Genomic DNA, 12,381 nt, shown 5'->3' with positions numbered 1-12,381 from the left:
CTCTCAAAAAATATTAGGTAAATTAAATGACTATTAACCAAATAAAAATAGCAGACTTAATTTAATCAAACATTGCTAATGCTTCAGCCAGAATTTTGTCGCCGCGCATCATTCCATAATCCATATTATTAATAACAGCTATTTTTTTACCAGCTGCATCTGCCTTTTTCTTGAACTCCTCAAATTTATATTTTATTTGAGGGCCCAACAAGCAGCAATCATACTGTGGCAAGAGTGTATCAAACTCATCCATCGATACAGCAACAATCTGAACCTCAATACTTTTTTCTGCTGCTGCCTGTTTCATTTTATTCATCACCATACTGGTTGACATTCCCGCAGCACAGCAAAGAAATATTTTCTTCATATGACATCTCCAAAATATAATTGAGGTTTTATACCCGTCATACTTCAAGTTGCAGGTGTGTTGGTTTTATTACTCGGCCCCTCCCTGAGCCTTGCCTAAAGGGCCAACGCGTGGCGTTGTTCAACACGCAAGCGTGTTGCCCTGCAACTCGAATTATTTTGGGTATATAATTAAAACGATTTCTTATCTTTGAGGTTTTTATCAAGGAATTTAATCACAATATCCATAATTTCTGGTTGATACCATAAAAACCCTGCATGGTCAGCCCCCTTGACAATATATCGGGTAGAGTCAACCCCCTGCGACAAAAGTGCTTCATGTAAAATTTTAGTTTGACTGGGTGATACAACATTATCGGCATCGCCATGCATGATCAAAAATGGCGGCGTTTTCTTAGAAATATAAGTAATCGGGTTTGCTTTTTTTGCTTTAGCCACATCACTTAAAATAGAACCACCGCCTTGCCAGGGAATACCATGAACCAGCATAGCTTCAGGAATGGCTGGAGATTTATGCGCTTCTTTGATTTCATCTGAAAAATCATCACCAACACTGGTTAAATCAGATAAACCATATAAGTCAATCGCAGCCTGGACATCACTCTGTTGATCCAGATATTCACCTTTATCAAATTCTCGCATTCCATTAGTGGTCGCCATCAGCGCAGCCAGATACCCGCCTGCCGATTCCCCCATCACGGCAATTCTATTTGGGTCTATACCAAATTTCCCTGCATTCGCACGCAGGTATCTCACCGCTGTTTTTACATCTTCAAGCATACCGGGAAACGTCACCATGGGTACGACTCGATAGTTAATACTGGCTACAACATAACCGGCTCTTGCCATATCGACACGCTGCCCAATGAATTTGGCTTTAGGTGCATCCATAAAGCCACCACCAGTAATAAATAACACTGTAGGTAATGGTTTAGGTGAATAAGGCTGAAGTAAATCCATAGATAACTGTACAGGTCTACCCATATTATTATAAGTCAGTGAATAGGCGATGTCAGACTCCATCCTAACTGGCGGCACCGTCATTTCAACATTAATCACTTTACTTTCAACCGATTTAGCCTCAGCTAAACCAGCAAAAGAAAAAAGAGAACAGAGAATAAATAAACATTTTTCCATCATAATAGTACGTCCTGTAATCTCAGATTTAAAAACAGAGAGCTCTTAGAAAAAGACCTCTAAGCGGTATCCCAGGCGCCATTCAGAATCTTTTGTCAGATTCGTAATTTCACGATCACCACCGACATAAGCAACCGTTACACTGGCAATAGGCGCCACATAGGGTTTTACATCAAGCTGAAGCGCCGGGCCTACAGCGAGCTTATAAGCCACACCCGTAGCGCCCTCAACACCATTCTTATTATGTGTATTATTCACTACGGCTTCATACAGCATTGACCAGTTTTGATGTAATTTTTGCTGAACATTTATTCCGGCAAATATCCCTGTTTCATCCGATGAACCATAATTACCTATGCCGCCATGCCCTTCATCACCAACAAAGGTTGTTCTTGGAACAGTATCATCTCTATTGGTGTATTCATAAATTAAAGCAGGTTTGATGGTAAAACCTTCTACACCATCAATAGTGCCATCCGCCGTAAAGCGCATTGATGAGTCACCCTCTTCACTTAATACGCTTATCCGGCTGGTATTCAAATATTGCGCAATAACCCCACGCCCATATTGAGCTTTAAAAATAGTATTACCTTGTGTTAAACCAAGGAAAGAGGGCAACACATACTTACCAGAGAAACTGATTGCCTGAGTAGTATCGGAACCGAGAGGGTTATCCAGTTCCTTAACATAAGTAATACCCCATTCAGACGGGCCAATTCTGTATGCCATATCGAAAATTCGTCTTGAACCTTCGATTGCCTGACGCGAAAGTGAACCTGACCAGTCAATTTGTGCAGTGCCAATAGTCAAATCTAAATCTTTACTACTGTAACCAACGCCAGAATCAATATGAACTTCTTTTGTATTATATGCAAATACATTAACCCTTTCGTCTAAATAACGACGCCCACCCCACACATTCGCCCCGTCCGGTAAGAACGACAAACCACCAAATCGCCCGTAATTTTGTGCCGTTTCGATATTCTTATCGCCATAACCAACAACCTGGTAAGTATAATCAGCCCATTGCCCCGGAACGCCGACATCCTGCCATTTCTTGGTAACGGCAAGCGCTGTAAAATAATCATGCCAATAGCTATTACCCAGGTCGCCCATTTTTCCTCTGGGATCCTGATTCGGCCCTGTCGGGTCCATATGTAAAGACATATTCTTAGGCCGGCCTAACTCCCCCTGAAAATCCCCGCCCACCATGCCATATCCATGGAGCTGTAAATTACCATCATCTGTAAGATTTGCCGCATTAACGGCAGGAAATGAAGCAAAACAAGTGTAAATCAGTAGGGCTAATCTTCCTTTATTCATTATTTATAACTCCCAGTTATTTTTTGCATATGCATGGACTTAATCAATTTTTATTATTCAAGCACATTTTATTTGCATAAAAAAAACTAGTTATATCGTCACTTGCTATTATCTATGTCGGTTGTTGCGTTATAAAAAACGAAGGAAATAGAGAACTTTCCACATAAAAAATTATGCGAAAACATTAAAAAACAGATTAAAAACCACTAAACATTCTTATCTCTATACTCTTTTATACTCATATGGAATTTTTCTTTGAAAATCTTATAAAAGTGAGAGGCGTTTTCGTATCCGGTCATATTGATGATGTCAATAATTGAATGATTGGTGTTTCTTAAAAGAAAGATAACTTTTTCTATTCTTTTCTCAATAACCAGTTCACTAAATGTTTTACCTGTGAAATCTTTTAGCAACTTGCTTATCTTATAGTTTGGTTGCCTCAGCTGGTTTGATATCTCTTTCAGACTTGCAGTTTGATAATTATCATCGATATATTTTAATACTGTTGTTGAAAGCGACTCATTATAACTCCCACTAGCATAATAGTCACTTGACTCAATATTTGACAGAAGTTCGGTGATTAACAGACCAACAAGAAAATTAACCCGCGTTTGCTTTAGTGTATTATCACTATAAATCTCACTAATGATCACGCCGACTATAGTTTGTATCGACTCAATATCACCAACCCTGAAAAGTATATGTTCTCCATATCTTTTCTTTCCATTTATAGAAGACAATATAAAATCAGAGATTAAATTCCCCTGATCAAATAGAGACATGAGTTTCCCAAAAAAACCTATCTTGATGATAAAGTTGATGATAATGTCATTTTTTCCCGCCGCCTCTACTTCATGTTTAGCAAACTGATTAAGTAATATTATGTCACCCTTTCCCATGGTAATAGCACGACCATTTACTTTTTGATTCATGCCCCCCTGGTATACATAAGTCAGCTCAATAAATCCATGGGAGTGTAACGGCACTCTGGTAAACCGAGTTTGCTTTTCAATATATATATGATTGTCTTTAAAGAAGTGGCGCTCCATGTGACTTTTGAATTTGTGGTTAAACTGATAGTTTGACTGCAAGATTTCCAACTCTCTTTCTGTATATGCAATCAGCTCATCATGAACTTTAGAATTCACCATCACAGCACCCACATGAAGCGAAGTATATTAATGCAACGCAGGAGTCAAAATGATTTCAACCTCACCCATATCGGTAATATCAAAATACCTTTTTGACTCATCAGAATAAATTTCAATAACATTATTCACATGGATATTATATCTTTTATCGAGGGAAAGAATACATCCTTTTAAATTAAATGGGACTTTGATCACTAATTCAACATGTGCTTCTACACGATGCCATTTGCAAGAAATCAACCCACGAACAGATTGATATTCACATTCAACATAGTCCAGCGAATCAATAATAAATGGACTAATAACGACCTGATCCGATGCAATAGCATGTTCTTGAATAGAAATACCGCCCAATCCTTGATATAGCCAACTGATATAAGAGCTGAACATCGCGTGATTACAGGAACCATGTTTATTATCACCAAAATACTCTTTCAATGTTCTGTATTCACTACCCAACATGCTTTTGAAGCCGTCTTCTGAATTTAACCAATGATAAACTACATCATTATGGCCATACTGACGCAATATTTCATAGGAAAAGCTTTGCCCAAATATACCACATCGCATAACATAGTTATTATTTCGAATCAACGCCACTAATTGATTAACAGCATCACTGACATCATCAACTAAATTGAAATAGATTGCAAAAACATAGCTAGTCTGGCTTTTATCTGAAAAACTCCCATCAGTATTTCTATATCGATTAATAATCTCATTTTTTAACGCACTGGCTTGGGATAAGTAAAATTCACTTTTTTCGTCAAACGATAAATATGTTGAGAATTTTGCCATCAGAAGAATATGAAAATAATAAAAACAAGCGGTCGTAAAACGAATAGCCGGTGAACTGGATTTATAACCCTCAGAATTTTTATCACGACTACCCCAATCACCCAAACAACAGAGACTCAATTCATCCAGGTTAAAACCATTCAAATAGATTACCTGTTTCTCAAAGTAAGGGAACATATCTTTTATCAGTTGTAAATTGCCGTAATGCCGATAATGAATATTGAGTAAATATGAGAAAGCCAGCTGCCAACCTAGTGGTCCGGCCTCTTCGCCGGTTCCATTTGTCTTAATCCCTACAAATGGCGCCGTTTCCGGAAAGCCGCCATTCAAGCGGATATCATCAACAAAATCATAGATGGTTTTTTCATATAAACTTGCAGTCTCAAACTGATAAACCTGTGAATTCGCTAGTGCGACAATATCACCACCGTATGCAAACCGCTCTCTGGCGCAATCGCTAAAAACAGAATGAATATTATTAAGCTTGGTTATATTTCCAGTTTTGAGTAATTTATTTAAATAAACATCCGAACAATTAAATGCTCCATTTTCAGCAAGGTCGGTGTGAACATACACGGCACGAACGTCATGGATTTGATCAAGGGTTAATCCTTTAATCTGCATATAACGAAATGAGTGGTATGTAAACTTATTTAAGAATCGATTGAAACCATTTTTGCATATTATTTTATCTTTTTGCTCCGCACGGTGTGGAGCACCGGGGCCGCCGGGAATAACAACCCCATTATCAACCTCTTCACCGATAAAACCCGCCAGGGTTGAATCTGTTTGAAGAATATAATCGTTGTTAATTTCCTCACTATAGATTAACTCAATCTCTTGTGCATCGTATGCCGCTAATGTGATATCAATGAATCCCGTTAATACCTCACCAAAATCGACGATAATTTCGTTTTCATCAACTACATGAATATGATGAGGTGTGAGTTGCGCTGATTTTTTTATTTTTGGAATAAAACTTGGAAGCAGTCTTCCTCTCGGGCCATGATTAATCACTACCGGCCTCCAAACTGGCTTTGTTACTAAAAATGTATTTTGGCCTTTAATTAATCGAAAATCCAACACTTCGCCCAGATATATGTTATTGAAAAGGTATGGCCCATCACACACTTCCCAAGATTCATCACTTGAGACAGTGACAGTCTCCTTTGCATACTTGATGACTAAATCCGCAATCGCTTGAGGCTCTCCTATAGACAATACATCTCTTAAATTATACTTGCCAAATAAAGTCAGTGGTGCCGGATTGAACCAACCGTTTCCTAATTCAATCAGAATTTCATTATCGCCTTTTTTTAAATAACGATTGACATCATATGTGTCGTAATAAACGGTTTTATTATAATTGGTCCAATCCGTATTCAGTTCACTATCACCGACCTCTTTCCCATTAATATAAAGTTTATAATAACCTAAGCCAACAATGTTAATATTCGAGTCAATAATATCCTGATCAACGACAAATATCTTCCTCAGTATTGAATTCCGATTTTCAAGATAATAATCTGACTCAGTGGCTAGTGTCTTACCACCGGAAATCCATTGCCCGGCGAAATGTCCGAAATTACCTGTCTTGAACGTATTTTTTAAAATCTCATATTGCTCATCCTGGTTATAGGCACAGACCTCAACAACATATTCTGAATTCTTATCCAGTTCGAACGAGTCAATCATCAATACTGTATTATTGCTTGTTTTTTCGGCGAAATAAATTACCTTGTCATTTTTAATGACAGAAACCTCATACGCCTTCTGTTTGAAGTCAACACTCCAGCTTAGATGTAAAGGTAACTTATCCACCACAATTGAATTTGATTTGCAATTAATTCTTAGCATAGGCTTGGTTATACTGACCATTAGTAGTGAGTTCTTTATCCGAATGTTAAACGTCAATCTCGTTCTTGCGTTTCTCCAGTTCATAGTTTTCTTCTTTACATGCAATGGCATCAGCAACCTTAAAGAAGAAATACCAGCCTGCGAACCGAACAAAGAAACTTAAAAACTGAAATGCTGCAATTTTCCAACTGCCCTGCATAAAGCCAGAAATGATTATCGGCATACCGCTGGGTGTGCTGACGCCTGCAACACGAGGCAAAACACCAATGACAGTCAAGTAATATGCGACAGCCAGCATTATTCCGTTCAGAAAAATATAGGGGATAGCAATAGCAAAGTTCATAACAAGAGGGACGCCATAGGCCATCGGCTCCCCAATGGTAAAAATAGCCGGCGGTAATGATATTTTACCCAGTGTTTTAAAACGCTCACTTTTGGCAATAAAGGCCAACATAAATGCCAGGGGTAGAAGATCCCCCGCGACACCATAAGTCATAAAGAAGGCGAAGCCTGTAATATTGGGTGGGGTAAGCCCTGCGGAGTAGGCAGCCAGTTGTTGCGCATCCATTGCAAACCAAATGGGTGCCACTATTCCCAGTGTAATTGCATGTCCGTGTAGACCCAAAAACCACAATAATTGAGCAAGCACGGCGACAATAATGACGGATCCGATACCTGAACCTAACGACGTTAAGGGGTCTTGTACCACTTTATAAATAATATCATGGACACTTCCCCATCCATTCATTGCGATAACAGCTGAAAGAACCGTGAATGACGTTAATATTATAATGCCGGGGATTAATGCCGAAAACGATTTTGAAATAAACTCTGGAACGCTTTCAGGCATTTTTATCACTAATCCTTTATTCGTTATAGCAACAAAAACCCTTGTCGATATTATCGCCACCAGAATACCGGAAAACAGCCCCATGGAACCTAACCACTGACTGGGAATACTGAAAGATTGCCCCAAAGGTCCAATCTCACCTAAATGATAAGGCGTTATGATAAAAAACGATATCATGGCGATTAGACCAGCAATAAAACTATCCACATCAAAATTCTTTGCTAGTGTATACGCTATGGAAAACGTAGCGATAACAGCCAGGAAATTATTGGTAAAATTGATAGGGATATCAAAATACCTGCCGAGATCATGTGCAGCTAAAAACTCTTGATAAGGGCCAAATGGAAATACCTTCAGCAGGGTTGCAAAAGAACTCATAATGGTTACAGGGAGAACCAACATCATCCCACTCATCACAGCACGCAGGTATTTATTCTGTCCAATACTCTGCATCAGTGCGATCATTTTCTCTTGTATGATATTTAAACTTGATGACATAACTATATTCCATATGGCATATGAATATTCATTACATATAAAATTAAAAATTCATATATAATCTTAATTTCAAGTTGCTATTGTTAACCATTGTTATTATCCACACTAAAGCATTCTGGTTGCAGGCAGTGTACCGTGACAACTAAAATTGAATACAACCCGCTGCCACCCCACTGAAATACAAGACCAATCAATAGGACTGTAATAAACTCAACGCACCTGCAATGTGGAATATGATGGGGATATCTTATGATTGTTGAAATGATCTATTCATATCGCTTGTTGTCATTTCGAATGACGAATGTTGCATTGCGTTCATTATGCGGCACTGAAAGGAAGAGGCCCAAGGAGGGGTAATAAAGCCAACGCACCTGCAACTTGAAGTATGATGGGATAAATGTGGAAGCGCTAATAAAAGCAGCCAGTCAGCGGTTTAACGCTGTATCCCGCGATAACGCAGGATACAGACCGCCGGATATTACGCTGACAGGCGCGTGGTATACTCAGATTTCCCAGTCGTAGTTATAATGCTTGGGCTTGAATTGCACGACATCGCCACGATTTAAGTCAGCCAGTACCGCATCGTCATGCGCGACTTCCGCCTCAATCAGTTCATTATTACCATCCACTTTCAACACCAGCCGTGTCAGCGCGCCTAGCGGGCGAATATCTTTAACCACCACCGGCTGGAAGTCGGCTTGCTTGTGTTTCGACAACGCCACTTCGTGCGGGCGGAACTGAATCGTCTGCTCATGCCCCGCCAGTTTCAGCCGATTGCTATCCCCGAGGAAGTTGTAAACAAACTCGGTGGCCGGGCGGTTATACACGTCATCAGGTGTGCCGATCTGCTCAATCACGCCTTTATTCATCAGCACGATGCGATCGGCCACTTCCATCGCTTCTTCCTGGTCATGGGTAACAAATACCGATGTCAGGTTGATCTCTTCGTGCAGACGAGACAGCCAGCGCCGCAACTCTTTACGCACTTTGGCGTCAAGTGCGCCGAAAGGTTCGTCTAACAGCAAAATACGCGGCTCGACAATCAGCGCACGCGCCAGTGCAATACGCTGACGCTGACCACCAGAAAGCTGTTCCGGGTAACGGTCCGCCAGCCATTCCAGTTGCACCATGTTTAGCATTTCACGCACTTTTGTTTCAATATCACGCTTCGACGGCCGTATTGCCTTCGGCTTCATACGCAAACCGAACGCAACGTTATCGAACACCGTCATATGGCGAAATAATGCGTAGTGCTGGAAGACGAAACCGACGTTACGGTCGCGCACATCGTGCCCTGAGACGTCTTCGCCGTGGAAGACGATATTCCCGCTATCCGGTTTCTCCAGGCCGGCGATAATACGCAGCAGCGTGGTTTTACCACAGCCGGACGGCCCCAGCAGCGCCACCAGCTCGCCGCTTTGAATCGATAAATTGATCTGATTAAGCGCCTGGAACTGACCAAACTGTTTATTAACGTTGTGAACCTCAATGCTCATTACCGGTCAGCTCCTGTTGTTTCTGTTGTTGTTTCGACAAGTGCGCTTCGCTCCACTGGCGCAGCAACAGCACCACCAGCGACATCACCAGCAGCAAAATCGCCACACTAAACGCCGCAACGATGTTGTACTCGTTGTAAAGAATCTCGATATGCAGCGGTAACGTATTGGTCAGGCCGCGAATATGGCCCGACACCACCGAAACCGCGCCAAACTCGCCCATCGCGCGGGCGGTGCACAGTACCACGCCGTAAATCAGCGCCCATTTCACATTCGGCAAGGTGATGTGCCAGAACATCTGCCAGCCGTTCGCCCCCAGCAATCTGGCGGCTTCCTCTTCCTGGCTCCCCTGCTGCTCCATCAGCGGAATCAGTTCACGCGCCACATACGGCAGGGTGACGAACATCGTTGCCAGCACGATGCCGGGCACGGCATAGACGATTTCCAGATTATGCTCGGTCAGGAAGGGGTACAACTTGCTTTGGGCGCCAAACAGCAGCACATACATCAGACCAGTTACGACCGGAGAGACTGAAAAGGGTAAATCCAGCAATGCCAGCAGCAATGATTTCCCCCTGAACTCAAACTTGGTTACGCACCAGGCTATCGCCAGCCCGAACACCATGTTCAGCGGCACCGAAATGACCGTTGCCAGCAGGGTCAATCTCAGCGCCGACAGCGCATCAGGCTCACTGATCGCCGCCCAGAACGCGCCAATGCCGTTATGCAGCCCCTGCGTCACCACCATGACCAACGGCAACACCAGAATCAGCACGAACACCAACCATGCCAACGTCGTCAGCACATAAAAGGTTGTTGGTCGTTTAGCCGCGAGCGGACGCTCCGTCACAGACGCAGAAATACTGTGATCCATGCTCATCCCTTATAACTTCGGTTGAATACGCCGTTGCAGCAGGTTAATCAGCAACAACATGATAAAAGAAACTACCAACATGAACACGCCGATACCGGTCGCGCCTTTGTAATCGTACTGGTCCAGTTTGGAGACAATCAGCAGCGGCAGAATTTCCGTTTTGAACGGAATGTTGCCGGCGATAAACACCACCGAGCCGTATTCCCCCACACCGCGAGCGAATGCCAGTGCAAAACCGGTAAGCCAGGCGGGCAGAATGGCCGGCAGCAGGACATGTCGGAAGGTCTGCCACGGGCTGGCGCCCAGACAAGCGGAAGCCTCTTCCACCTCTTTGGGAATATCGGCCAGCACCGGCTGCAGCGTGCGCACCACAAACGGCAGAGTGACAAAAATCAGCGCCAGCGTGATGCCAATGCTGGTGTAGGCGATACGGAAAGGAAATAGCGAGCCGATCAATCCGTTCGGCGCATATAACGATGTCAGCGCAATCCCGGCTACTGCGGTAGGCAAGGCAAACGGCATATCGATCATCGCGTCGATGATCTTCCGACCGGGAAAGGTATAACGCACCAGCACCCAGGCCAGGAGCGTGCCGAGAATACCGTTGACGAAGGCCGCCGTTAGCGCGGAACCGAACGATAATTGCAGCGAAAACAGGACCTGACGGCTGGTGATCAAGTCCCAAAATTGGGTCAGCGTTAACTGGCTGGCGTACAAAAACATAGTGCCCAGCGGGATCAGAACAAGTAATCCCAGATAAGTAAGGCTAAAGCCCAAAGTCAGACCAAAACCGGGGATAACCGGTGAAATACGTCGCGACATAACAAGCCTTTCAATGATGAAACACGAATTACCCGTTCAGACAACCAACGTGGAAAAACCGCCCCGCTGGGGCGGCCTTAACCGTCATCACATAACTTATTTATTAATCTGTTTGAAGATGGCATCGAACACGCCGCCATCATCGAAGAACTTAGGCTGTGCGCTTTTCCAGCCGCCGAATTCGCCATCGATAGTCACCAGTTTCACCGGCGCAAACTGAGATTTAAATTCTTCTGCGATTTTGGCGTTACGTGGGCGATAGAAGTTTTGCGCAATAATACGTTGCCCTTCGTCACTGTAGAGATAGTTCAGATAGGCTTCCGCCTGTTTGCGCGTTCCTTTACGGTCTACCACTTTGTCCACTACGGCGACCGGCGGTTCCGCCAGGATAGATAAGGACGGCGTAACGATTTCCAGTTGATCGCCCCCCTGCTCTTTCAGCGATAAATACGCCTCGTTTTCCCAGGCAATCAACACATCGCCCAGTTGACGTTGTACAAAGCTGATAGTCGCGCCGCGTGCGCCGGTATCCAGCACCGGAGCATGTTTGTAGAGCTCTGTTACGAATTTCTGCGCGCTGTCATCGGTTCCGCCCGGCAAGTGTTTGGCATAAGCCCAGGCCGCCAGGAAGTTCCAGCGCGCACCGCCGGAGGTTTTCGGGTTCGGCGTAATCACCTGTACATCCGGTTTGATCAGGTCGTCCCAGTCCTTGATCTGTTTCGGATTACCTTTACGCACCAGGAAGACGATGGTGGAGGTATAAGGCGTGCTGTTGTCCGGCAGGCGCGCCTGCCATTGAGCGTCAATCAACGGCTGATTCAAATTGAGCGCATCGATGTCCCCCGCCAGCGCCAGCGTTACGACGTCGGCCTGCAAACCATCGATGACGGAACGCGCCTGCTTACCTGAGCCGCCGTGGGAGTTTTTCACAGCGATCGTTTCGCCGGTCGTCTCTTTCCAATGTTTAATAAACGCGGCGTTATATTGTTGATAAAATTCACGGGTGGGGTCATAGGATACATTCAGTAATTCCGTAGCTGCCGTAGCCATACCCGAAAACAACAACGCGGCAGTAGCCAGCGACCATCCTAAACGACGCATTGACATTATGATTACTCCCCTCAAAGTCTGCCCATTGTCTGCGCAAGCGATAAAAAAGTCTGTACGTGCGAGAAAAAAGTCTGCGCGAGCGATAAAAAGCGCCCCAGA

Annotated in this window: 10 protein-coding genes; all 10 read right to left on the bottom strand. The window is 43.5% G+C overall.

The features are described 5' to 3' along the window. Positions 1-61: 61 nt before the first annotated feature. The 10 genes from FDP13_RS07285 to FDP13_RS07240 all read right to left on the bottom strand — a co-directional run bounded on the left by FDP13_RS07285 (position 62) and on the right by FDP13_RS07240 (position 12,279). The gene (locus FDP13_RS07285; protein WP_143839119.1) at positions 62-367 is read right to left on the bottom strand and encodes a PTS sugar transporter subunit IIB; all 306 of its coding nucleotides are present in this window, start codon (positions 365-367) and stop codon (positions 62-64) included. A gap of 170 nt (positions 368-537) precedes the next feature. Then, on the bottom strand, positions 538-1,506 hold the full coding sequence (locus tag FDP13_RS07280; RefSeq protein ID WP_033576832.1) for an alpha/beta hydrolase: 969 nt from the start codon (positions 1,504-1,506) through the stop codon (positions 538-540). Positions 1,507-1,548: 42 nt separating this feature from the next. After that, on the bottom strand, positions 1,549-2,826 hold the full coding sequence (locus FDP13_RS07275; RefSeq protein ID WP_143839118.1) for a carbohydrate porin: 1,278 nt from the start codon (positions 2,824-2,826) through the stop codon (positions 1,549-1,551). Positions 2,827-3,032: 206 nt separating this feature from the next. Further along, positions 3,033-3,977, bottom strand: a complete 945-nt coding sequence (locus FDP13_RS07270) for an AraC family transcriptional regulator (RefSeq protein ID WP_012768800.1) — start codon at positions 3,975-3,977, stop codon at positions 3,033-3,035. Between the two features lie 27 nt (positions 3,978-4,004). After that, complete coding sequence (locus FDP13_RS07265; RefSeq protein WP_143839117.1) at positions 4,005-6,653, bottom strand: family 78 glycoside hydrolase catalytic domain; 2,649 nt, start codon at positions 6,651-6,653, stop codon at positions 4,005-4,007. A 25-nt stretch (positions 6,654-6,678) separates the two neighbouring features. Then, positions 6,679-7,935, bottom strand: coding sequence for a PTS sugar transporter subunit IIC (locus FDP13_RS07260; protein WP_199886316.1), 1,257 nt, complete (start codon positions 7,933-7,935; stop codon positions 6,679-6,681). A gap of 548 nt (positions 7,936-8,483) precedes the next feature. Next, on the bottom strand, positions 8,484-9,476 hold the full coding sequence (locus FDP13_RS07255) for a sulfate/molybdate ABC transporter ATP-binding protein (protein WP_027711265.1): 993 nt from the start codon (positions 9,474-9,476) through the stop codon (positions 8,484-8,486). Continuing rightward, on the bottom strand, positions 9,466-10,350 hold the full coding sequence (gene cysW / locus FDP13_RS07250) for a sulfate ABC transporter permease subunit CysW (protein WP_012768796.1): 885 nt from the start codon (positions 10,348-10,350) through the stop codon (positions 9,466-9,468). Before cysW ends, FDP13_RS07255 begins: the two co-directional genes overlap by 11 nt. A 9-nt stretch (positions 10,351-10,359) precedes the next feature. Beyond that, entirely contained in the window at positions 10,360-11,172 is an 813-nt protein-coding gene (gene cysT, locus FDP13_RS07245; RefSeq protein WP_143839115.1) for a sulfate ABC transporter permease subunit CysT, read from the bottom strand. 96 nt (positions 11,173-11,268) lie between these two features. Then, positions 11,269-12,279, bottom strand: coding sequence for a sulfate ABC transporter substrate-binding protein (locus FDP13_RS07240; protein ID WP_012768794.1), 1,011 nt, complete (start codon positions 12,277-12,279; stop codon positions 11,269-11,271). Positions 12,280-12,381: the final 102 nt, after the last annotated feature.

It is taken from the genome of Dickeya sp. ws52 (assembly GCF_007210685.1).
GTDB lineage: Bacteria > Pseudomonadota > Gammaproteobacteria > Enterobacterales > Enterobacteriaceae > Dickeya > Dickeya chrysanthemi.
The sequence above is the reverse complement of the archived record's forward strand: the minus strand, read 5'-3'. Positions and strand labels throughout refer to the sequence as shown.

Excerpts from the sequence above, each read along its gene's own strand:
- FDP13_RS07260 (WP_199886316.1), bottom strand. The coding sequence starts at position 7,935 with ATGCAGAGTATTGGACAGAATAAATACCTGCGTGCTGTGATGAGTGGG.
- FDP13_RS07265 (WP_143839117.1), bottom strand. The coding sequence starts at position 6,653 with ATGGTCAGTATAACCAAGCCTATGCTAAGAATTAATTGCAAATCAAAT.
- FDP13_RS07285 (WP_143839119.1), bottom strand. The coding sequence starts at position 367 with ATGAAGAAAATATTTCTTTGCTGTGCTGCGGGAATGTCAACCAGTATG.
- cysW (WP_012768796.1), bottom strand. The coding sequence starts at position 10,350 with ATGGATCACAGTATTTCTGCGTCTGTGACGGAGCGTCCGCTCGCGGCT.
- FDP13_RS07255 (WP_027711265.1), bottom strand. The coding sequence starts at position 9,476 with ATGAGCATTGAGGTTCACAACGTTAATAAACAGTTTGGTCAGTTCCAG.
- FDP13_RS07240 (WP_012768794.1), bottom strand. The coding sequence starts at position 12,279 with ATGTCAATGCGTCGTTTAGGATGGTCGCTGGCTACTGCCGCGTTGTTG.
- FDP13_RS07280 (WP_033576832.1), bottom strand. The coding sequence starts at position 1,506 with ATGATGGAAAAATGTTTATTTATTCTCTGTTCTCTTTTTTCTTTTGCT.
- FDP13_RS07275 (WP_143839118.1), bottom strand. The coding sequence starts at position 2,826 with ATGAATAAAGGAAGATTAGCCCTACTGATTTACACTTGTTTTGCTTCA.
- FDP13_RS07270 (WP_012768800.1), bottom strand. The coding sequence starts at position 3,977 with ATGGTGAATTCTAAAGTTCATGATGAGCTGATTGCATATACAGAAAGA.
- cysT (WP_143839115.1), bottom strand. The coding sequence starts at position 11,172 with ATGTCGCGACGTATTTCACCGGTTATCCCCGGTTTTGGTCTGACTTTG.